This window comes from Acinetobacter sp. R933-2, from assembly GCF_030325485.1.
In the GTDB taxonomy this organism is placed as follows: domain Bacteria; phylum Pseudomonadota; class Gammaproteobacteria; order Pseudomonadales; family Moraxellaceae; genus Acinetobacter; species Acinetobacter sichuanensis.
Map to the genome: position 1 here is coordinate 65,279 of NZ_JACAIJ010000005.1, position 21,328 is coordinate 86,606.

Consider the following 21,328-nt stretch of genomic DNA (forward strand, 5'->3'; position numbering starts at 1 on the left):
TTATCGACAATCGTTATAAGAGTGATGCAAGCTTGCTGCATGGTACTTTCCATTATGAAATAACAAAGGCTTTCCTCCGTTATGTTTACAAAGCTCAATTTCTCCTAAAATAATATGGTGATCACCACCTTCATAAATTTGATAGGTTCGACAAATTAAAGTCGTCAAAGCTTCATCAATCACAGGAATGTTTTCAATTTCACTGACACAACTCAGACTAGAAAATTTGTCTGTGGATGATTTAGAGAAATGGTTTGACTCCGTATGCTGTGCTTCATTTAAAATATTGATAGCAAAACGTTTACATTTACAAAAATCTGCAACATTACTTGCCGTTTTGGCAATACTCCACAAAATCAAAGGTGGGTCTAAAGACACTGAAGAAAAAGAGTTTGCTGTCATCCCAACTTTTTGCCCCTGCTCATTCAGTGTCGTGACAATTGTTACACCTGTTGCATATTGTCCTAACCACGTTCTTAATACACGCTTATCTACATCTGCTACTGAAAGTATATTATTCTCTTGTTCAATCATGATTCCCTCTACGATTAAATTTAAATATTTGATAACTATGTGATTTGAGATTTTCTATTTTTAAGGTGTAATAGGTCTATCTTCGCTACTCGACCAAGTGGGCATTAAGGTATTTGAAGCCAAACTTTCATCCAATAACTTTCGTGCTGTTTCAACTCCAGCAATAGGTAATCCTGTTGGATCTAATTTGCCAATTTGTACCAATAAGCTCGCTTGATCCCAATAAATATGCTCATGACAAAGTTTTGGACCACGAAACTTAATCACACCAAGCATTGGAATTTCGACATATTTTCCTGTAGGTGCGATACCAGGAATGAGCCAATCAATTTCTTCATCATGGGTAAAACTCATGATAAATTCATCGACTACTTGGGTCATACCAACCGTTCTAGAAATCGGGGTAAGTTTCATATCTTTTGGATTATTATGAATAAAATGATAACGATAAAAACGAGATAACTGTTTATAACCTACGCCACCTGTCAATGTTGGAATATGGTTTACATAAGGTTCAGCCACCATCGTTGCCATTGTTGCAGGCACATCACGTGTTTCAAATTCAAACTTGATATGATTTTCCCAAAGTGCTTCTAGATCGTAGTCAGGTCCTACAATTTTTCTAAGAGCAGTAATACTACGTTCATGTGCAATCAATGCACTAGATTTATGATAATGATCACTTTTAGGTCGAGCAAAAGCATGATCAACCCCTGTATAAACATAGGTTTCAGCTTTTGGAATAGAGGCTAATGTATTAATAATTTTTTCACGTGCGTTAGCAGGACAAAATTCATCTAATTCAGCAAAATGTAAGACTAATTTAGCTTGAATATTTTTAGCTTCATCTAAGTTATTTTCAATACCCACACCATAATAGCCAACCACGCATGCTAGCTCAGGAATACGGCATGCAGATAAATAAGCCAGTTTTCCACCTAAACAGTACCCTACAACGCTCATCCCTACAGAAGTATCACACTCCTGAAGTGTCTTTAAGTGTTCTATAGTCTGTTGAATATCCTGTACGCCAAGATTTTCATCGAATTGTTGGTAGAGCTGAAAAGCTTTTTGAAAATCTTCCTGACTATATGCCAAATCGACATTTTCTTCTAAACGCCAATATAAATCTGGTACCAAAACGGTATAACCTTCTTCAGCTAAAAAATTAGCTTTTTCACGCAATGCATCATTAATACCAAAGATTTCTTGGCATAACACGATTCCTGGTCCTTTACCTGCTTCAGGTACAGCAAGATATGCTTGAAATGATTCTGTTCCATTTTGAATAGTTACATATGTACTTGTCATGTGTATTCTCCGTTGATATGACAAGATCATGCAAATTTTATAAAAAATTGACTATCCAGTTTTTGATATAGATTTATCCAGTTTTATTATGCTAAAAAATATTGCAAGAAATTAAGCTTGTATTTATGTCGATATTTATATACAAATGATACCAATCAAAAGTCTAAGGATAGACTTACATTCAAAAGTGATATTTAAATATTTTTGAATTATTTTCAAAACAAAAATTACGGAATATTTATTGCTTTAAATATTCTAAAAATTGCATTGGAAAATGAAAATGGATCATATTAATTATCTTCCTCGTATTATTATCTCAAACACGCATTCATTTAAAGATGCCAATGACTGCTTAAATCAGATCATTGGTCCACATGAACTGATAGATACTGCAATTAAGCAACCTCTAGATTTTAAGTTTAAAGGTAAACAATATAACTCAATCATTACAGGAGAGTTAGTGTACGGTAAAGATTTAATATTCAAAACAAATCAACACGATAACATGCATTATTATTGTATTACTCGACCAAAATCTGGCACACCTATTTTTAAGAAAGATCGACATACCTTTCATGCAACTCAAAATGATGCTGCTATTGTTTCGCCCAATGAAAAATTTGAAATTTTTTTAGAAAAAGACTGCATTCAATCCTTTACTTCAATATCAAAACCTTTGTTAGAAAATACTTTATCAAATATTATATCCAAACCTATTCTAGAACCGATTTACTTTGAAAATACTATGTTTGGTGATAATGACAAAGTTTCAAGCTGGTGGAATTTAGTCGAAACTTTCATGTCATCTGAGCATCAAAATCATTTTAATCCACTTTTTCATGAAATACTTTCAGACTTAGAACATATCATCATAAAATCTTTATTATTAGCTCAACCTCACAATTACTCACATGAAATTTATAAAAAATATTCTGATCAAGATCCAGAGTATTTTAAAATTGCTTTAGATTATATTCACCACAATATTTGTGATCCAATTGATATTGATGACCTTGAAAGTATCACAGGTATTTCTCGTAAAATATTAGCAAGAATTTTTAAGAAAAAATTAAATATTACATTACAGTCTTATATTCGATATTACCGTTTACAGTGTATTTATAATGAATTATTAAAGTCGAATAAAGATGCAAATATTACCAATATTGCCTTAAAGTGGGGAATTTCACACTTAGGTCGATTTTCTGTAGAATATAAAAAGCGTTTTGGAGAAAGTCCAAGTAATACAATTAAAAGAAAATAAAAGTCATTAAAATAAGGATTATAAAAATTTCTTATTTTAATGACTAAATTTTGATTGTAAAAATAAATTTACATTAATATGCCAACTGAATCAGCATTCTAAAAAATCCTGCAATGATTAATAAAGTCAGAAAACCACCGATCCAAAGCAAAATAAACCATTGAGTCTGAGATAATTTCAATTTTCATCTCCTTTGCGTTCATTTAAAGTGAATGTCTTTGTTTTCAGTCACTCAGACATTCACCCAATTTAAAATAACAACACCTGCTTAATGATAACCATCATCACCAATACGGACTTTATCTCGGAATACCCAATACGACAGTCCTGTATAAATCAAGATAATTGGAATCAAAATCAACGCGCCAATAAGTGCAAAAAGCTGACTACTTTCAGGAGCAGCAGCTTCCCAAATGGTAATGGATGGCGGAATCACATAGGGCCAAAGACTAATCATAAAGCCTGTATACGCCAAGAATACCAATGCCAAAGTATAAATAAACGGGCTTAATTCAGCACGTTGTTTACATGCACGTAATACTAACCACGTAAAAATCACCACTAAAATCGGTACAGGACTGAAATACATCAATTGCGGCTGACTAAACCAACGCGCAGCAATTTCAGGATGTGCCATAGGTGTATAAATACTGACTGCACCAAAAATCACAAATAATGCAATGATCATTTTCGGCATGAGTTTGTACATACGATCCTGTAAATCAAGTTCGGTTTTAAAAATCAACCACGCACAACCCAATGCAGCATAAAGCACCACCACGCCAATGCCTGTAAAAATAGTAAATGGTGTTAACCAATCCAGACCACCACCTGCATACATATGATTTTCGACTTTAATGCCTTGAATATAAGCCCCCAAGATCATCCCTTGAAAGAAACTCGCCAATATTGAACCACCAATAAATGACTTGTCCCAGAAATGCTTAGTTCGATTGGCTTTAAAACGAAACTCAAATGCCACACCACGGAAAATCAAAGCAATCACCATCAAAATGATGGGCATATACAGTGCAGACAACACTGTCGCATAGACCAAAGGAAATGCCGCATATAAGGCTGCACCACCGAGCACCATCCACGTTTCATTACCATCCCATACAGGCGCAACGGTATTCATCATGACATCACGTTCATGTTGGTCTTTGAAGAATGGGAATAGAATCCCTATGCCTAAATCAAAACCATCCAACACCACATAAATAAACACGCCAATGGCAATAATCACAATCCAAATCAGAGATAAATCAATCATTATTTACGCTCCTGTTCATTGCTATTGCCAGCATTCAAATCTGAGTCAACGCTTTCTTCTACACTGGTCAATGGACGTTTTGAGGCAAGAATCACCGCCTCTTCGCTATGAATTGCACCTTCAGGCGTTGCATGAATAAATTGCGGACCTTTATGCATCAGTTTCAGCATGTAATAAATCCCGATGCCAAATACCACGCAGTACACCACCACAAAAATGATTAGTGTTAGTCCCACTTGCTCTGCCGATACAGGCGATAATGCATCTTTGGTTCGCATTACCCCATAAACCACCCACGGTTGACGACCAACTTCAGTGGTAAACCAACCTGCAAGCAGTGCAATAAATCCTGATGGACCCATCACAAAAGCAAAACGATGCAACCATTTATTTTCATACAGCTTGCCACCTTTACGCAAAATCAAGGCAAAGAATGCTAATGCAATCATCAACATACCAAGCCCGACCATGATGCGGAAACTCCAGAACACCACCAATGAATTTGGACGGTCTTCTTTGGCAAATTCTTTTAAGCCTTTGACTTCACCATCCATCGTATGTGTCATGATCAGGCTTCCAAGATTAGGAATACCAATCGCATACTTGGTTTCTTCCGCTTCCATATCAGGAATACCGAATAAATACAACGGCATGCCCTCGCCTTTATTGGTTTCCCAATGCCCTTCAATCGCAGCCAATTTTGCCGGTTGATGTTTCAAGGTATTTAAACCGTGGTTATCGCCAATCAACACTTGTAATGGTGCAAGGATCAGGATCATCCACATTGCCATAGAAAAAGATTTTTTTACCAAGGCATCACGGCGACCTTTGAGTAAATGCCATGCCGCAGTTGAAGCGACCAATAAAGCAGACACTAAGAATGCAGCCGCAGCCATATGTGCTAAACGGTATGGAAATGAAGGATTAAATACGATGGCAAACCAATCTGTCGGAACAATAATGCCGTTTTCAATCGCAAAGCCTTGTGGTGTCTGCATCCAACTGTTTGAAGACAAAATCCAAAACATGGAAATACAAGTACCTACTGCGACCATCGCGGTTGCAAAAAAGTGAGCGCGTGGACCAACACGCCCCCAACCAAACAGCATAATGCCAAGGAAACCTGCCTCAAGGAAAAAGGCGCTCAACACTTCATAGGTCAATAAAGGTCCTGTTACAGAACCTGCCACCCGTGAGAACTCGCTCCAGTTGGTACCAAACTGATAACTCATCACCACACCTGATACGACCCCCATACCAAATGCAACCGCGAATATTTTCACCCAAAATTTAAATAAATCTTGATACACAGGGTCTTTGGTTTTTAGCCATCGCCATTCTAAAACAGCTAAAAAGCTTGCTAAACCAATTGAAATAGCTGGAAAAATAATATGAAAAGACACTGTAAAAGCAAACTGAATACGTGCCAGTTCTAGTGCTGTAAGTCCTAAAGTCATAACATCACCTTACTGTTTTGAGGCAGTTCAATGCTAAACACTGCACAGGAATATTGTTGTTTTACTAAATCAGCATAAACGCTCGTTTTATTACTCGTCTGTTGCTTTATGTTTGTAGTTTTTTTAACCAAACCTAAGCTCAAGATGAGTATATTTCTTCCCACCATTTTTGGAAATTTCATGATAAATCTCTACATAATAAATTCGTAAATTGATTGTTTTATTCTGAAATTTAGAACAAAAAATCATTGAATAGTTTTATGCAAAGCTGAACGGTGGGGCTCGTCCTTGGGGAATTAAATAGAGACGCTGTAAAGCAAAATAAACATGTTGAAATGTTTTGCTATAAGCAATCAATCTGACTTGTAAGCGTACAAAGACTTCACTAATGCCAAACTCGGGTGGTAAGACTAAATTGCCATAGACCACACAATATTGACATTGATGATTGATATCATGCTGATGATCGTGATGATCTGAGTTTTGCGCAGACTGATCTAGGTGTAGATAATGATGAATAAAACTGGTTTGATGTACAGGATCTGATTCATCACCGTCAGGATGCAATAAAGAATGCGTAATGTGTTCACAGACCGGAGCAATTTGATATTGCTCAGGCAATAGCGGCTGTAAGAAAACCGCGATCTGTAACAATACTGTTGCAAATGCTAGCAACAGCCCACTACGTCTTAGCACAATTGATTGCTCATATTGAATAAAAGGCGGTGCTGAATAACAACTTGAAAGATACTCAATACTAGATTAGCTATACTAAATTAGACAATATTGAATAAAAACCAAGCACATTACTCAACTTTACTCTTTCAACTATAGTCCATATTTTTAGGTTTTTAAAGCCTATTTCATGTTTTTATTGCAATACCTATATGTTTTCTAAATAATATTTAAATCCTGATAAAATAAGCTCAAACAGCGTTATAAATACTTGAAATATTGAATTCAAAGCAGATGTTGATAGTCAGGATAAAAAATAGCTGCAAAGCTAACACTAATGAAAACCACCCAAAACAGAACATTTGACCATTTTAATAAAAATAATCGTCTTTCATTTAACTGAAAATTTTCCATATTAAAATAACTTTTATACCAAAAACCTGTATAAATTTTTGCACTCGGATTTTTAATTTGCAGTTGTTGTAAGAAAGCACTATACATTTGATATTTATTTTTGAGAAAAAATACTTTCTTGAACGTAAAATCCAATTCAAACATTCGAGGATAATCTTGTAATTCCTTCTTATGTGCTAATCTATAGCGTATTTCCATCTGATGTGTTTTTCCTACTGAGACCATATGAACAGAATCAATATCACAATAATGGATCTGCTCAGTTGAACCATCTGTAAAAAGAATCACGACAGTATCAGGGTGAATCTGAAAGTTTTGGATGATTGCTTTGGATTGAGATGTAGATATATTTCTATAAAACAAAATAAAAATCGGTAAAACCAACAACAGACTCAAAAAGATGGTGGTATGTACCTCCATAAATACCTCAGGATCAAGGAATTTAATAAACTCAAATACATCTTCAAAAATTGTGTAAAAAACAATCCACACAAAAAAGATTAATTGCAAAATAAAAACCAAAATAAAATATTTAATGATCATACTCACAACATACGCAGGCTTACCCTTGAGCGGTAAATCAAACTGCTGTTTATAATACTTAGTTTTAAAAGTTTGATCTTTGCGTAATTGGCTTTCTATAACCTGTTGTTCCACCCACTGCTGTCTTAAATGATGTAAATGAATTTTATTGGGATCAAATTTTTTATGATGTTTACGATGTCGTAGCTTAGCCATTTATATAATTTTGCAAAAACAATAGTATGATATAACAATCATAAATCAGCAGTAATATCATGTATACAAAAGCGAGTGATCAATCACTCGCTTTACTGACAATATAAAAATCAATGAAAACTATTTAAAAACTTTAAAACGTACTTGATCTTCAATATATGTTTTTTCTGTTGCAGGTGCTTCAATAGAACCAAAGACGAATTGTGCGCGCAATTTCCAACTCGCAGGAATCTCCCATTCAGTATGAACTTGATCATCTACGATTGGATTATAATGCTGTAAAGAACCACCTAGACCTTCTGTATGCAATGCTGTCCATGTCACAAACTGAGCAATTGCGGTTGAATGCTCTGACCAAATAGGGAAATTATCTGCATATAATGGAAATTGATCCTGCAAATGTTTCACTACATCCAAATCTTCAAAAAATAAAACCGTTGCAAAACCTGCTTTAAAGCTTTCAATACGTGTATCGGTTTTTGTTGCAGCAACTTCATCCACAGCATAGCTACGCAATTTTTCTTTCACCAATTGCCAAAATTTTTCATGTTGTTGATTAAATAAAATAACAGCACGTGAAGACTGGGAGTTAAACGAAGATGGGCTTTGCTTGATTGCATTTTGAATTAAGGCAGTTAACTGCTCAGGTGTTTGCTCAACACGGCGTCCAATCGCATAAATTGTTCGTCTATTTTCAATTAAATCTAAAAAATGATTCGACATTTTTAAAAATCCTTTGCTATTTTCTCGGGGAAATACCAGACAACGCCAGTTAATTATTAAATAAAACTAAACAATATGTGTTTAATAACGATTTATTTATTAGAACAAAAAAATAGTGAAAAATCTTCTTTTTCACATATAAAAGATCATGATTTATATATCATTTTTTGAAAAAAGATATTCTCTGATATAAAAAATGCCAATTCAAAATTGGCATTTTCATTAAAACTTAATTATGTTTATTTGACATTTGGATGAACCATTTTTTCAGGTTGTACAACCTCATCAAACTGTTCTGGACTGACAAAGCCCAACTCCACTGCGACTTCTTTTAAAGTTTTGCCTTGTTTATATGCTGTTTTTGCAACCTTTGCTGCATTTTCATAACCAATCACAGGATTTAAAGCTGTAACTAACATCAATGAATTATGTAAGAAATAGTCTATTTTTTCACGATTTGGCTCAATCCCTACTGCACAATGCTCGTCAAAACTATTACAAGCATCACCTAATAATTGAATAGATTGAATTAAATTAAATGCAATCACAGGCATAAAAACATTCAGTTCAAAATTTCCAGATGCACCAGCAAAGTTAATCGTTGTGTCATTGCCCATGACCTGTGCAACCACCATTGTCATTGCTTCACATTGTGTTGGATTTACTTTCCCTGGCATGATACTTGAACCAGGCTCATTTTCAGGAATATGTATTTCACCAAAACCACAACGCGGTCCACTTGCTAACCAACGAATGTCATTGGCAATTTTATTTAAACTCGCAGCTAAAGTTTTTAACGCGCCTGAAGCAAAAACAGCAGCATCACGCCCAGCTAAAGCCTCAAACTTATTTGGATTGCTGATAAATGGTAACGAGGTTAAAGCTGACAATTGTGCGGCTGCTTGTTCAGCATAATCAGGGTGAGCATTTAAACCTGTACCCACAGCTGTACCGCCTAAAGGTAACTCATACAACCAAACCAGTGCTTGCTCTAAACGCTTAATACCATTGTCCAGTTGTTGCACATAACCACTAAATTCTTGTCCCAAAGTTAAAGGCGTAGCATCTTGTAAATGAGTACGTCCAATTTTAACAATATCGTTAAAGCCTTCTGACTTTGCATGCAATGTGTTTCGCAATCTTTGTACAGCAGGAATGAGTAATTCATTGATGTGTAATGCAGCAGCAACATGAATAGCGGTAGGAAATGAGTCATTTGTAGACTGTGCACGATTGACATGATCATTCGGATGAACTGGCTTTTGTGAGCCTAAAGGATTACCTAATTTTTGGTTGGCAATATTCGCAATGACCTCATTACAGTTCATATTGCTTTGTGTGCCAGAACCTGTTTGCCAAACAACCAAAGGAAATTGGTGATCCCATTGTCCTGAAATCACTTCATCTGCGGCATCTACAATATAATTTTTAAGCTCATCTGGAATTTGTTTAAGTTCTGCATTTGTAATTGCAGCAGCCTTTTTGACTAATCCCATCGCACGAATCATGGGACGTGGTAAATGCTCATGACCAATTTTAAAGTTTTGTATACTACGTTGTGTTTGCGCACCCCATAATGCTTCACTTGGGACTTCTACCTCTCCCATGGTGTCATGTTCAATACGTGTCTGCATACTCACCTCTTGTTCACTTAATAACGATTTATCATGATGTTAAAATGCTATTTTTATTGCATTTTCTGCATGCTAATCAATATTAATACAATTGTAAACAATAATCATTATCAAATATGGCTTAATTTAGCCATGATTTAATGTATTTTGATAAAATCGCCATTCATCTTGGATCATTGTGCTTAAGGAGCGCTTCGCAGTCCATTTAAGTATATTTTCAGCCTTGTTGCTTTTTGAACCTACTTGAGCGAGTTCTTGGTAGATATAACTTGCATCTACTGTGTGAATTTGAGCTTGTGTCACTTCAGCAACAATATCAATTAAATTTTGAATTGAGCTAGATTGCCCTGCGATATCAAAACTTTCACAGATATTAAACTGGTTTTGCAACCACAATATACTGGCTTGAACTGCATCACATACATCCAATACATGAACAAAACTTCTCTCAACTGTTCCATCCGCAGTTGCAGCTTGGTTTTGTAACTCAATCACATCTCTTTGCTGCGCTGCGACTTGTAAAAGCATGGGTACAATGTTTTTCGGTAAAGGATTTACAAACTCGCCCAATACGCCATGTTCAAACGCTCCCACAACATTTGCTAGACGTAAAATCGCAATGCGCCATTCATTATCAGTTTTACATGTATCCTTAATAATTTCCTCAATCATTTGTTGAGATTTAATGTAAGGATTTTCATAAGAATAATTAAACTCAACCGATTCATCGAGCTCTAAACTCGACTTTCCATAAACAGCTAAACTTGATAAATGAACTAAAGTTCGTACACCTGTACGTTGCATTGAGCGTAATAAACTCATAATACAACTCACATTATCATTATAATATTCAAGTGGTTTTAATTTAGACTCTTCAAGTGCCTTAAATCCTGCGGTATGTACTACAGCATCAATCGAATATTGCTCAAAAACTTTATTTAAAGCGGGTGTATTTCGAACATCGATTTTGACAAAAGGAATATACATTCCTGAAATATATTCAAGTCGTTCTAAAGTATGTAAATTTGAATTGGCTAAGTTATCCACAATGACGACCTCTTGCCCTTGAGCAAGCAAGCTTATCACCACGTGCGAGCCTATAAAGCCTAAACCACCAGTCACTAAAATCATTGTATACTACCTATTTTTATCAAGTGTAAATGACATTGCCTTTACCATCTAATCTTCAAGTGAAGTTTCAATGAGTACTCTATTACTAATCACCTCTACGCCTAATTCAGTTCATGCTTGGCATGCCTTAGGCTTAGCACAGGCTTTACAAGCAAAAAATCAAGATTTTCGTGTTTTCTTCTATCAAGATGCTGTCACTGTTGCAAATGGCTTGCAGTGGGTGCCTGATGATCAACGTAATTTAACCCATGAATGGCAACAGCTAGCCATACGCTTACCTGTTTGTGTCAGTGCTGCCCTAGCACGAGGTATCACAGATCAGGAAAATGCTAAACGTCATCAAATTTCAACACATAACCTTGCCGAAGGCTTTGAGTTAGTCGGCTTAGGAGAACTTGCAGATGCAGTTGAATCCTGTGATCGACTCCTTCAATTCTAAGATGTTATTTTCAATTAAGTGTTGCAATTAAAAGGTAAATTGTGTGAAAACTGTACTCGTCATTTTAACTCACCCAAACCTCAACCATTTACAAGTCAATGAAAGTATTTCAGCAACAATGGTTTTGGCAACTTTTGGTAGTGAAGTCAAAGTCTTACTTAAAGAATCAGCACTCAGCTTACTAAAATCTGATCTGCTTTTTGATGCAAAAAAACATCCATTTAAATTGGCATCTAACATGCTAGATAGTTTTGAGTTCTATGATCTCACCCCTATTTTGGTAGAAAATAAGGATAAAAATTCAGTTTTTGTTACGCATTCACAACAACAAATTGAATTTATTGATTTAAATCCAGAATTCCTCCACGATTTTGATCATGTGCTGTATTGGTAAACGCAGAAATAAGAGAATATAAATGTCAGAACCTACTTTATTTTTAATGCAATCTGAATTTGCGAAAACATCAGCACATATTGAACAATTCAAGATGATGAGTACCGCTCAAGATGTTCTTGTTTTAATGGGAGATGCTGTTTTATTTGCAGATGATGAACGTTTATCTGATGATTGTCAGATTTATATTTTGGCTTCAGATCTAGACTTATGGGTGGCTGATTTACCGAAATATATTAAAGTGCTTTCTTATGCTGAGTTTGCGGACTTAATTTTAGACTTTAAACGTTGTATCAGTTTAAAATAATCTTTTGTTTGATTTTATTAGATAGGTTTGCCCTATTTGCTTAGGCTATTTTTATGACTTTAGAGTTAGATCAAGATGGGCATTTGGTGGATTACACCATTTGGGATGAACGTGTTGCTCAGCAATTAGCACAAAGTTTAGATTTAGAACTGAATGCTTGGCATTTTGAAATTTTACAAGCAGTTCGCCAATTTTACGCTCAATTTGGGCATTCTCCTGCAACGCGCCCCTTGATTAAGTTTCTCATGAAAACAGTGAATGCTGATATCAACAACGCCATGTTACAAGAAAGATTTAATACAGGTTTAGTTGCCCGTCATTTAAGTCGCTTAGCTGGCGTTCCGAAACCTGCTAACTGTTTATAACACGCTATTTTATGATGACTTCGCTGTCATATTTTCGAGCACATTAAAAATAGGTTTGATGTGCTTTGCTTGTAGAGGTTCACCACAATCTGAACAAATCAGCACAGGCTTTAACCGATGTTGACAAGGTCGATGCACAAACTCAACTGGACGTTCAAATTTTGGATCCATCCATTGCTCTGCCCAATGCGCCATCGTCAATAATACAGGATATAAGGCATGCCCTTTTTCAGTCAGTTGATATTCAAAGCGTTCTTGTTTTTCTTTATAAGGCGTTTTGACTAAAATTTCATGCTCAACTAAACGCTTTAAACGTTCTGACAAAACATGCCGAGTTACACCTAAACCTTGTTGAAATGCATCAAAACGACGCACACCCATAAATGCATTTCGAATGATCAAAAATGTCCAACGGTCTCCGATGACAGATAAAATACGTGCAATTGGACAAGGTTGCTCACCAATATCATCCCACTTCATTAGACGCTCAACTTTTTGAATTTCTTTGGCTTAATGTAATGATCTCGTCATACTTTTTAAAGTATTATTTTTACTCATTGTTAAATATAATGTTTGATCATACAACGTATTACTTGAATTATGACGTAAAAACTAAATTTGTAATGACAATGTATATCTTTATAAATTACATTTAAAATAAAAAATTACTCTTTATCTCATTGAAAATAAATATTTTTTAAATTTGATATTATTCCAATCTCTCTATAATATTTAAAAAGATTTAATTTTTTAAGAATAAAGATATGACGATTTCAAGTAATTCTAATGTAACAAATGAAGTAATTTATTCCTCATCAGATGCTCATGAAGAACTAGAAATGATTCATATTCCAAAATCAAAAGTGAATGAAGTTAAACAATATTTAACGCAAAAAGCGCAAATGAAAAAAGTACAGGAAATTGCATCAATTGCTGTTTTTGAAGCAAAGACATCGATCTCTATTCCACTTGCTCAAACTAAAATTGCTGCTGGATTACCCTCTCCAGTACAAGACCATACTGAACAATCAATTGATTTTAATGAATATCTTATTCGAAACCCAAATACAACTTTTGTCGTTAAAGTTGCATCATTGTCGATGCTTGGTGCAGGCATTGATGTAGATGATGATTTGATTGTAGACCGTAGCATAGAGGCAAAAAATCGTAATATTGTCGTAGCCTTAGTTGACAATGACTTTACAGTTAAGCGTTTGATGATCGACGGTGATAAAAAATGGTTACAAGCAGAAAATCCTGAATTTCCAGATATTCATTTTAACGAAGGTCAAGAAATGCTGATTTGGGGTGTCGTAACACGTGTAATTAAAAATTTAAAATAGCTCTTAATGCTCAATTTTTCTGTTTTATTACTTGTAAAGCGAAGCAATATTTGAGCTTTTGCAGCATGCAATAAGCTGTTTTTTTAGACAATTTATACTTATTTTGGACGTTTACAATTTTCAAAAGTTCTGAATAGAGTTTTAATATTACAACTTGCTCATGTTATCCTACCCTAATTGATTAAATCGCATGTATGAGTCAACTGTTTAAACATTTGTATTGATTCACATCATTTAATTCATTGACGACTAAAGGGTGTCACTTTCTAGTATGAACAATCTATTAAAATGGTTTGAAAATCGCGTTGATCCCTATCCAAATGAGGGACTCAATGAACCTTTGCCTAAAACATTTTTTGCTTTTGTTTGGCAAGCTGCTACAGGTGTAAAAAAGTATTTAGCTCTGCTGATTCTATTTACTGCGGCAACAGCAAGTTTTGAGGCTATATTTTTCTCACAGATTGGGCACTTAGTCGATTGGTTGACACAATCTACACCTGAAACCTTTTTAGAAAATCATCAGAATAATTTAATTATTTTGGCGACATTCTTAATTGCCAATATTTTCTTTGCAAATATGCAATCTATTATTCGTCATCAGGTACTTTATAGTAGTTTTCCGATGCGTTTGCGTTGGAGATTTCATAATTTATTGCTACGTCAAGGCTTAGACTTCTTCCATAATGACTTTGCAGGACGTTTGTCCGCTAAAGTCATGCAAACCTCATTGGCTGTACGTGAATTTTGGGTCATTTTGGGTGACATGGTCACTTATGTCGTGATTTATTTTATTACGATTAGTGTGGTACTTGGCGCAATTTCTCCAATTTTATTGGTTCCCTTACTCATTTGGTTAGTGCTTTTTATTTCGGCTGCTTATTATTTTATTCCTCGTTTAGGTAAAGTTTCTAAAGCCCAAGCTGATGCGCGTGCTGAAATGACAGGTCGTGTAACGGATGCTTATACCAACATTCAAACGGTTAAGTTATTCGCACATGCAGGTCGTGAAAGTCAATATGCCAAAGCCTCTATGCAAAAGTTCATGGTGACTGTATTTCACCAAATGCGTTTAGGCTCAATGTATGAAATTTGCATTAATTTACTCACTTTTGTTTTGTTTTTTGGCGTACTTGGTACAGCCGTTTGGTTATGGTTGCAAGGTCAAGCTGCGATTGGTGTAATTGCTGCAACAACGGCTATGATCTTAAAACTCAATAGTATGGCTGAGTTTATGATGTGGCAAACGTCAATGCTATTTGAAAATGTCGGGACAATTCAAGATGGTATGAATACGCTCGGCAAACCGATTAAAATTCAAGACAAAGAAAATGCTCAACCCTTAAAAATTCAACAAGGTAATATCAAGTTTCAAGATGTATGTTTTGCTTATAACAATAAAAACGTGATTGATCACTTTAACTTAGATATTAAAGCAGGCGAAAAAATCGGGATTGTTGGGCGTTCTGGTGCAGGAAAATCTACTTTAATTCAACTTCTTTTACATTTCTATGAAATCAACCAAGGTCGTATTTCTATTGATGGGCAAAATATTGAAGATGTAACTCAAGATAGTTTACGCAAAAATATTGCTTTGGTTACACAGGATACTTCTCTATTACATCGAACTGTAGCAGAGAATATTAAATATGGTCGTCCAGATGCAACCGATGAAGAAATGTTTGAAGCTGTAAAAAAAGCCAAAGCTGAAGAGTTTATTCCTCAACTTTCTGATCTACGTGGTCGTACAGGTTATGATGCTTATGTCGGTGAACGCGGTGTAAAACTTTCTGGTGGTCAACGACAACGTATTGCTATTGCTCGAGTATTTTTAAAAGACGCACCTATTTTAATCTTAGATGAAGCAACCAGTGCTTTAGATTCTGAAGTTGAAGCTGCTATTCAATCAAGTTTAGATGATTTGATGCAAAATAAAACAGTCATTGCAATTGCACATCGCTTATCGACCATTGCCCAAATGGATCGCTTGATTGTTTTAGATCAAGGCAAAATTGTGGAACAAGGTCGTCATGAAGATTTAATCACCCAAAATGGTATTTATGCAAGTTTATGGCAAAGACAAACAGGTGGTTTTTTAGTTGAACAACAGCGTATGAAAGAAAAGGAAGATAAATAAATGTTGTATTTAGAAGATCTAAATGTGGGCGATCAATTTCAAAGTCGTGAATATGAAATCACTTTAGAAGAAATTTTAGATTTTGCTCAAAAATACGATCCTCAAGTTTTTCATACAGATCCAGAAAAAGCTAAAAACCATCCTATTTTTCAAGGAATTGCAGCCAGTGGTTGGCATACGTCAGCCATTGTCATGCGGCTTTGGACAGAATGTTTTCCTGTTGCTTATGGCTTGATTGGTTCAGATTCTAATTTACGTTGGCCACGACCAACTCGCGCAGGCGATAAAATATCAGTTGAAGTTGAAATCGTTTCCATCACGCCATCAAAAACCAAAGCTGACCGTGGTATTGTGAGTTATATCACACAAGCAAAAAATCAAAATGGTGATGTTTTACTGATTTCAACAACTAAAATTGTTGTTTTTAATCGACATTTTCAAGAAAATTAAAAGCTAAATTTTGTCTTACAATTTTTATGGTTTTTGATTAGAATCATGACAATATGTAATTTAAACACATATGTTGAGAGCAACGGATAGCATATGAAGAACACTTCAGCTCGCCAAGATCAGGGAATCCCTGGTGTTTATGGACTTTTATTACTAGATATTGTTTCTAGATGGGGCTACAGCGCTGAAACTTTTTTTGCGCCTTTTTCTTTTAATAGTGAACAGTTGGCAGAACCCGATTTTCGTATTCCGACACCTATTGCAAATGAGTTAGTCAAACAAGCACTAAAGTTAACAGGTGAAAGTACATTAGGTTATCAAATTGGTACGCAAATGCGTATTTCAATTCATGGTTTTATTGGCTATGCCATTATGACAGCAAATGATATTACCGATGCGCTTGTACTTGCGAACCGCTTTATTCAACTGCGAATGCCATTTTTACAATTGTATTTTTCTACTTTTGGTGAAAAAGCAACTTTACAATTGCAATGTGATATCGATATAGAACCATTAAGAACTGAAATTTTAATGGGTCTAACCTTTGGCATTATGACGATGGCGCGCGCACTCACAGGTATAGACGATTTACGAGGTGATATTGACTTTGACTTCCCTAAACCTGAAGGCTTTGATAAATACATTGATAAATTACAAAATCGCTATCAAATGCGTTTTGAGCAGCCGCATTTAATTGCAAGTTTTGATAAATCCTATTTAGGTTTAAAGATGGTCAATGCAGACCCTATCGCTAGCCAGATTGCTATCAATCAATGTGAAGCGGAGCTTTCTGCAATTGGTGAACGTCGTCGCTTATCTATGCGTGTTCGTGACATTTTGACGCATTCAGAGCAGCATTATTTAAGCATTGAAAATGTTGCTGATCGCTTACACATGTCAGACCGAACATTAAAGCGGCAACTTGCAGCTGAAGGAACTTCTTTTTCCACCTTAGTTGATGAAGTTCGTTATCGTCATGCAACCTCTTTACTGTCACGAACAGACTATACACTTGAGCAAATCGCAGATGAACTTGGCTATAGTGATGTTGCAAATTTTAGCCGTGCTTTTAAACGTTGGAGCGGACGTAGTCCAAGTAATTGGCGTAAAGACCCATATCTATAGCATTTTTAAATCTTTTGTTTTGTAACAAAAACCTGTATAACACGTAGAAAAATAAATTGAAGTCTTTTTAAGGAGTCAACATGAATCATCCTGCTGAATTGAAGTATGCAGCAACACATGAATGGGTACGTATTGAAGGTGATCTGATCATCACAGGTATTTCTGATCATGCACAAGATGCTTTAGGTGATCTTGTTTATGTAGAAAGCCCAGAAGTTGGTCGTCAAATTACCGCAGGTGAAGCTGTTGGTGTTGTTGAGTCTGTAAAAACAGCTTCAGATATCCATGCGCCTGTTTCAGGTACAGTTGTAGAAATCAATACAGCACTTGAAGATGATCCAGATTTTGTGAATGATGCACCTTATGACAAAGGTTGGATCTATAAAATCAAAGCCGATAATATTGCCGATGTTGAAAAATTATTAAGTCATACTGAATATGAAGCGGGTTTATAAATCATAGATTTTTACCCTCTGTGAAAAGGAATCTTTTTAGATTCCTTTTTTTTACATCTTTTAAATGACTTTTCCACTATACTCACGTTCAACATTGTATTAAAATTAAACAAAATTTCTTTGCTTTAAATGACAGCTTTTTTTGCTGCCTCGCTCTCTCCCAACATTCAGGTTATTTATGTCAACTGTAAATGCGCAACATTTATGGAATAAATCCTTTATTCTTTGTTTAGCCAACAACTTATTTTTATTCATTTTTTATTTCGCACAAACCACAATTCTTCCTATTTATATTCTGCAAGATTTAAATGGTAGTTTGGCACAAGCAGGTTTAGCGATGACCTTATTTATGGTTTCGTCTATTGCTGTGCGTCCATTTAGTGGATTAATCATTGAAAAATTTGGGCGAAAAAAAACGCTCTATATTTCAGAAACGCTCTTTTGTCTTTTTGCAATTGCGTATCTTCTTGCAGATAGTTTAACTATGCTCATGGTCATTCGCTTTTTACATGGCATCTGGTTTAGTATTTTAACCACAGTGACTGTGCCTATTGCCAATGACTTTATTCCTGAAAAACGTAAAGGTGAAGGAATGGGTTATTTTGTTATGTCTATTAATCTAGGCATTGTCCTTGGACCTTTAATGGGTTTGACATTGATTCAATCAACGTCGTACTTTACAGTGACCAGTATTTTAGCTGCAATTATTTGTTTAGGTTTTACTTTATGTTTCTTCATTCCGATACAAAATAATCGTGTTTCACCGCCACAAATAACCAATAAACGCAAAATCAGCATTCATGATTTTGTTGAAAAAAAAGCGATTCCTGTTTCTATTATGGCAATGATTATTTCTTTTGCTTATGCCAGCATTATGTCATTTATTTCCACTTTTGCAGCTTCACGAAATTTACTGGCTTATGCGAGTGTATTCTTTGTGGTGTTTGCTATTTCGATGATGAGTTTACGTCCATTTACAGGAAAATTGTATGATCGTAAAGGTGCTAGTTATGTGATTTATCCAGCAATTGCTTTATTTGCTGTCGGTCTAATCGTTCTCAGCCAAGTGGAAACTGTGTTTGGTTTTATGCTCGCTGCTATTTTTATTGGTATGGGTTTTGGTTCAGCACAACCTTGTTTACAAACATTGGCGATTCAGCGTTCACCTAAGCATCGTATTGGACATGCAACCTCAACATTTTTCACATGCTATGATTTTGGAATCGCGATAGGCTCTATTTTACTTGGTATGATCATTACTCTTTTTGATTATAGCTTTGCATATTTATTATGTGCTGCAATTACCGCAGGTAGTTTAATATTTTATCGCTTTGCTGTGGCACATAAACCGACTTAAAAGAAAAATTTTCAGCCGCTTAAATGCGGCTTTTTTTACAGCTAAATATCCGATATATTGTCCATTTTTTAGACTAATTAAAAGCTAATATCAAGACTATCCAAAGCAGATGAAATTAAATCTAAAGTACCTTTACCTAATTCTACTGCCAAGTCTAACACATCAATTGGATTTGCATGATTGATCAAGTCAGTTGCGCAATTTGACTGGGTTTCTTCTTGTTGTACGAGTTCGGATGTTTTATCACGTTGTATTTCTGGAATTGACATTATTTTTTACCTTTTGAGATATAACAATAAAGTATGTCACAGATAGACTACTGTAAATATTGCCGTAGCTTATTATAATTTTATATTGTTTTCTTTAAGATACAGTATTTTTATGCAATTGGTATGGTTTCGACAAGACTTAAGAATAACTGATCATGCAGCCCTTTGGCATGCTTCACAAACAGGAAAATGCATTGCTTTAGTGATGATTTCCATAGCACAATGGCAACAACATGATGATGCAGCCTGTAAAATCTCACTTTATCTTAGGCAAATAGAAACCTTAAAAAGGCAGCTAGCACAACTGAATATTCCTTTAATCATTCAAGATGTTCCATTATGGAAAGATGTCCCTCAACAACTTTATACAGTCGTTCAAGATCTAAAAATTGAAAATGTATTTGCAAATATTGAATTAGGTATAAATGAACAAAAACGGGATACTCAGGTCAATGTGCTGTTAAATCAACATAATATTTTGCTTAATCTTTATCATGATCGAACCTTATTTCCTGTTGGTTCTATTTTAAATCAGTCTAATCAGCCTTATAAAGTTTTTGGTGCATTTAAAAAACGCTGTTACGAACTTTTAAGTATTCGAGTTCCAAGTTGTTACCCAACACCTGAACCACAACCCTCTATTACATTAGATGATTCACTTGATCTGGAAATCATAACTCAACATATAGCTGCTCTAGATCACAAAGATCTAGCAGACTCATGGTCTGTACGTGAAAACTATGCAGAATCGTTATTAGATGATTTTCTTGAACATAAATTAGCATATTATGCTGAAGAACGTGATTTTCCTAATCTAAGTGCAACCAGTCAACTGTCTGCTTATTTAAATATGGGCGCAATTTCAATACGCCAATGTATACATGGCTTATTTCGCGAACAACTTGGGAACTTTCACTTATCAGGTCATGGGCAACAAATATGGTTAGATGAATTATTATGGCGTGAATTTTATCAGCATATTTTATTTACTTTTCCTCATGTTTCTAAACATCAACCATTTAAAGAAAATACCAATAAAATAAAATGGTTAAATAATGACAATCATTTACAGGCTTGGCAACAAGGTCAAACAGGTATTCCTATTGTCGATGCAGGTATGCGTCAATTAAAAGCAACTGGTTGGATGCATAATCGAGTTCGCATGATTACTGCAATGTTTCTCACAAAAAATTTGCTTATTGATTGGAGAAAAGGTGAAAAATGGTTTATGCAGCATTTAATTGATGGGGATTTAGCAGCCAATAACGGTGGATGGCAATGGTGTGCATCTACAGGAACTGATGCTGTTCCTTATTTTCGAGTGTTTAACCCAACCACTCAGTCACAAAAATTTGACCCTGAAGGTGAATATATTAAACGTTGGGTTCCTGAACTCGCGCATTTAGATGCAAAACAAATTCATGCACCTTTTGCTAAAAACCCTAATTTAGCCTTAAATTACCCTCATCCTCTTGTAGATTTAGGGCTTAGTCGTAAACGCGCAATTGAAGCCTTTAAACTGATTTAAATCAATCA

The 21,328-nt window shown here is 35.2% G+C and carries 24 protein-coding genes; 12 read left to right on the forward strand and 12 right to left on the reverse strand.

Translation table 11 applies throughout. The features are described 5' to 3' along the window. Positions 1–534, reverse strand: coding sequence for a flavin reductase family protein (locus HX005_RS07200; RefSeq protein WP_286376836.1), 534 nt, complete (start codon positions 532–534; stop codon positions 1–3). A gap of 60 nt (positions 535–594) precedes the next feature. Continuing rightward, positions 595–1,845 carry a dienelactone hydrolase family protein gene (locus HX005_RS07205; protein WP_286376837.1) on the reverse strand — a complete coding sequence of 417 codons (1,251 nt, stop codon included), beginning with the start codon at positions 1,843–1,845 and terminating at the stop codon, positions 595–597. A 280-nt stretch (positions 1,846–2,125) separates the two neighbouring features. Between HX005_RS07205 and HX005_RS07210 the strand changes: the two genes are divergently transcribed. After that, positions 2,126–3,109, forward strand: coding sequence for a helix-turn-helix transcriptional regulator (locus tag HX005_RS07210; RefSeq protein ID WP_286376838.1), 984 nt, complete (start codon positions 2,126–2,128; stop codon positions 3,107–3,109). A 73-nt stretch (positions 3,110–3,182) separates the two neighbouring features. On the opposite strand, the gene HX005_RS07215 is transcribed toward HX005_RS07210, so the two are convergent. The 8 genes from HX005_RS07215 to HX005_RS07250 all read right to left on the reverse strand — a co-directional run bounded on the left by HX005_RS07215 (position 3,183) and on the right by HX005_RS07250 (position 11,154). Then, entirely contained in the window at positions 3,183–3,290 is a 108-nt protein-coding gene (locus tag HX005_RS07215) for a DUF2474 domain-containing protein (protein ID WP_286376839.1), read from the reverse strand. A gap of 87 nt (positions 3,291–3,377) precedes the next feature. After that, positions 3,378–4,382 (reverse strand): cytochrome d ubiquinol oxidase subunit II, encoded by a 1,005-nt coding sequence (gene cydB / locus HX005_RS07220; RefSeq protein ID WP_107007693.1) that lies wholly within the window; start codon positions 4,380–4,382, stop codon positions 3,378–3,380. After that, positions 4,382–5,839 (reverse strand): cytochrome ubiquinol oxidase subunit I, encoded by a 1,458-nt coding sequence (locus HX005_RS07225; RefSeq protein ID WP_286376840.1) that lies wholly within the window; start codon positions 5,837–5,839, stop codon positions 4,382–4,384. Before HX005_RS07225 ends, cydB begins: the two co-directional genes overlap by 1 nt. 258 nt (positions 5,840–6,097) lie before the next feature. Continuing rightward, the gene (locus tag HX005_RS07230) at positions 6,098–6,535 is read right to left on the reverse strand and encodes a DUF2946 domain-containing protein (RefSeq protein ID WP_107007696.1); all 438 of its coding nucleotides are present in this window, start codon (positions 6,533–6,535) and stop codon (positions 6,098–6,100) included. 264 nt (positions 6,536–6,799) lie between these two features. After that, entirely contained in the window at positions 6,800–7,666 is an 867-nt protein-coding gene (locus HX005_RS07235; protein WP_286376841.1) for a hypothetical protein, read from the reverse strand. A gap of 120 nt (positions 7,667–7,786) precedes the next feature. After that, positions 7,787–8,389 carry a nitroreductase family protein gene (locus tag HX005_RS07240; protein ID WP_286376842.1) on the reverse strand — a complete coding sequence of 201 codons (603 nt, stop codon included), beginning with the start codon at positions 8,387–8,389 and terminating at the stop codon, positions 7,787–7,789. Between the two features lie 239 nt (positions 8,390–8,628). Continuing rightward, a complete protein-coding gene (gene fumC / locus HX005_RS07245; protein WP_286376843.1) occupies positions 8,629–10,023 on the reverse strand; it encodes a class II fumarate hydratase in 1,395 nt (464 codons plus the stop codon). Positions 10,024–10,149: 126 nt separating this feature from the next. Then, positions 10,150–11,154, reverse strand: a complete 1,005-nt coding sequence (locus tag HX005_RS07250; protein ID WP_286376844.1) for an SDR family NAD(P)-dependent oxidoreductase — start codon at positions 11,152–11,154, stop codon at positions 10,150–10,152. Positions 11,155–11,224: 70 nt separating this feature from the next. Here HX005_RS07250 and tusD point away from each other — a divergent pair, with 70 nt between their 5' ends. The 4 genes from tusD to HX005_RS07270 are packed head-to-tail and all read left to right on the forward strand — an operon-like array spanning position 11,225 to position 12,659. Further along, a complete protein-coding gene (tusD, locus tag HX005_RS07255) occupies positions 11,225–11,593 on the forward strand; it encodes a sulfurtransferase complex subunit TusD (RefSeq protein ID WP_107007700.1) in 369 nt (122 codons plus the stop codon). Positions 11,594–11,636: 43 nt separating this feature from the next. Beyond that, positions 11,637–11,987 (forward strand): hypothetical protein, encoded by a 351-nt coding sequence (locus HX005_RS07260; protein WP_286376845.1) that lies wholly within the window; start codon positions 11,637–11,639, stop codon positions 11,985–11,987. A gap of 22 nt (positions 11,988–12,009) precedes the next feature. Then, positions 12,010–12,294 (forward strand): DsrH/TusB family sulfur metabolism protein, encoded by a 285-nt coding sequence (locus tag HX005_RS07265; RefSeq protein ID WP_107007702.1) that lies wholly within the window; start codon positions 12,010–12,012, stop codon positions 12,292–12,294. A gap of 53 nt (positions 12,295–12,347) precedes the next feature. Continuing rightward, a complete protein-coding gene (locus tag HX005_RS07270) occupies positions 12,348–12,659 on the forward strand; it encodes a TusE/DsrC/DsvC family sulfur relay protein (RefSeq protein ID WP_286376846.1) in 312 nt (103 codons plus the stop codon). A gap of 9 nt (positions 12,660–12,668) precedes the next feature. On the opposite strand, the gene HX005_RS07275 is transcribed toward HX005_RS07270, so the two are convergent. Beyond that, positions 12,669–13,139 carry a winged helix-turn-helix transcriptional regulator gene (locus HX005_RS07275; RefSeq protein WP_286376847.1) on the reverse strand — a complete coding sequence of 157 codons (471 nt, stop codon included), beginning with the start codon at positions 13,137–13,139 and terminating at the stop codon, positions 12,669–12,671. Positions 13,140–13,423: 284 nt separating this feature from the next. Between HX005_RS07275 and HX005_RS07280 the strand changes: the two genes are divergently transcribed. The 6 genes from HX005_RS07280 (at position 13,424) to HX005_RS07305 (ending at position 19,523) form a co-directional block, all read left to right on the forward strand. Continuing rightward, positions 13,424–14,002, forward strand: a complete 579-nt coding sequence (locus HX005_RS07280) for a LexA family protein (RefSeq protein WP_107007705.1) — start codon at positions 13,424–13,426, stop codon at positions 14,000–14,002. A gap of 271 nt (positions 14,003–14,273) precedes the next feature. Further along, positions 14,274–16,136, forward strand: coding sequence for an ABC transporter ATP-binding protein (locus HX005_RS07285; RefSeq protein ID WP_286376848.1), 1,863 nt, complete (start codon positions 14,274–14,276; stop codon positions 16,134–16,136). Next, on the forward strand, positions 16,137–16,586 hold the full coding sequence (locus HX005_RS07290) for a MaoC family dehydratase (RefSeq protein ID WP_286376849.1): 450 nt from the start codon (positions 16,137–16,139) through the stop codon (positions 16,584–16,586). Positions 16,587–16,679: 93 nt separating this feature from the next. Beyond that, positions 16,680–17,711, forward strand: coding sequence for a helix-turn-helix transcriptional regulator (locus HX005_RS07295; RefSeq protein WP_107007708.1), 1,032 nt, complete (start codon positions 16,680–16,682; stop codon positions 17,709–17,711). A gap of 80 nt (positions 17,712–17,791) precedes the next feature. After that, a complete protein-coding gene (gene gcvH / locus HX005_RS07300) occupies positions 17,792–18,166 on the forward strand; it encodes a glycine cleavage system protein GcvH (protein ID WP_107007709.1) in 375 nt (124 codons plus the stop codon). Positions 18,167–18,344: 178 nt separating this feature from the next. Continuing rightward, positions 18,345–19,523, forward strand: coding sequence for an MFS transporter (locus HX005_RS07305; protein WP_286376850.1), 1,179 nt, complete (start codon positions 18,345–18,347; stop codon positions 19,521–19,523). A gap of 77 nt (positions 19,524–19,600) precedes the next feature. Here HX005_RS07305 and HX005_RS07310 read toward each other — a convergent pair whose 3' ends face one another. Further along, complete coding sequence (locus HX005_RS07310; RefSeq protein WP_286376851.1) at positions 19,601–19,792, reverse strand: hypothetical protein; 192 nt, start codon at positions 19,790–19,792, stop codon at positions 19,601–19,603. Positions 19,793–19,904: 112 nt separating this feature from the next. On the opposite strand from HX005_RS07310, the gene HX005_RS07315 reads away from it, so the two are divergent. Then, on the forward strand, positions 19,905–21,320 hold the full coding sequence (locus HX005_RS07315; RefSeq protein WP_286376852.1) for a cryptochrome/photolyase family protein: 1,416 nt from the start codon (positions 19,905–19,907) through the stop codon (positions 21,318–21,320). The last annotated feature ends 8 nt before the right edge of the window (positions 21,321–21,328 follow it).

What these genes read in the sequence shown, in the direction of transcription:
- HX005_RS07200 (WP_286376836.1), bottom strand. Translation starts at nt 534, where the DNA reads ATGATTGAACAAGAGAATAATATACTTTCAGTAGCAGATGTAGATAAG.
- HX005_RS07235 (WP_286376841.1), bottom strand. Translation starts at nt 7,666, where the DNA reads ATGGCTAAGCTACGACATCGTAAACATCATAAAAAATTTGATCCCAAT.
- HX005_RS07205 (WP_286376837.1), bottom strand. Translation starts at nt 1,845, where the DNA reads ATGACAAGTACATATGTAACTATTCAAAATGGAACAGAATCATTTCAA.
- HX005_RS07240 (WP_286376842.1), bottom strand. Translation starts at nt 8,389, where the DNA reads ATGTCGAATCATTTTTTAGATTTAATTGAAAATAGACGAACAATTTAT.
- HX005_RS07270 (WP_286376846.1), top strand. Translation starts at nt 12,348, where the DNA reads ATGACTTTAGAGTTAGATCAAGATGGGCATTTGGTGGATTACACCATT.
- HX005_RS07285 (WP_286376848.1), top strand. Translation starts at nt 14,274, where the DNA reads ATGAACAATCTATTAAAATGGTTTGAAAATCGCGTTGATCCCTATCCA.
- HX005_RS07280 (WP_107007705.1), top strand. Translation starts at nt 13,424, where the DNA reads ATGACGATTTCAAGTAATTCTAATGTAACAAATGAAGTAATTTATTCC.
- HX005_RS07315 (WP_286376852.1), top strand. Translation starts at nt 19,905, where the DNA reads ATGCAATTGGTATGGTTTCGACAAGACTTAAGAATAACTGATCATGCA.
- HX005_RS07305 (WP_286376850.1), top strand. Translation starts at nt 18,345, where the DNA reads ATGTCAACTGTAAATGCGCAACATTTATGGAATAAATCCTTTATTCTT.
- fumC (WP_286376843.1), bottom strand. Translation starts at nt 10,023, where the DNA reads ATGCAGACACGTATTGAACATGACACCATGGGAGAGGTAGAAGTCCCA.
- gcvH (WP_107007709.1), top strand. Translation starts at nt 17,792, where the DNA reads ATGAATCATCCTGCTGAATTGAAGTATGCAGCAACACATGAATGGGTA.
- HX005_RS07310 (WP_286376851.1), bottom strand. Translation starts at nt 19,792, where the DNA reads ATGTCAATTCCAGAAATACAACGTGATAAAACATCCGAACTCGTACAA.
- HX005_RS07210 (WP_286376838.1), top strand. Translation starts at nt 2,126, where the DNA reads ATGGATCATATTAATTATCTTCCTCGTATTATTATCTCAAACACGCAT.
- HX005_RS07290 (WP_286376849.1), top strand. Translation starts at nt 16,137, where the DNA reads ATGTTGTATTTAGAAGATCTAAATGTGGGCGATCAATTTCAAAGTCGT.
- cydB (WP_107007693.1), bottom strand. Translation starts at nt 4,382, where the DNA reads ATGATTGATTTATCTCTGATTTGGATTGTGATTATTGCCATTGGCGTG.
- tusD (WP_107007700.1), top strand. Translation starts at nt 11,225, where the DNA reads ATGAGTACTCTATTACTAATCACCTCTACGCCTAATTCAGTTCATGCT.
- HX005_RS07275 (WP_286376847.1), bottom strand. Translation starts at nt 13,139, where the DNA reads ATGAAGTGGGATGATATTGGTGAGCAACCTTGTCCAATTGCACGTATT.
- HX005_RS07225 (WP_286376840.1), bottom strand. Translation starts at nt 5,839, where the DNA reads ATGACTTTAGGACTTACAGCACTAGAACTGGCACGTATTCAGTTTGCT.
- HX005_RS07265 (WP_107007702.1), top strand. Translation starts at nt 12,010, where the DNA reads ATGTCAGAACCTACTTTATTTTTAATGCAATCTGAATTTGCGAAAACA.
- HX005_RS07250 (WP_286376844.1), bottom strand. Translation starts at nt 11,154, where the DNA reads ATGATTTTAGTGACTGGTGGTTTAGGCTTTATAGGCTCGCACGTGGTG.
- HX005_RS07295 (WP_107007708.1), top strand. Translation starts at nt 16,680, where the DNA reads ATGAAGAACACTTCAGCTCGCCAAGATCAGGGAATCCCTGGTGTTTAT.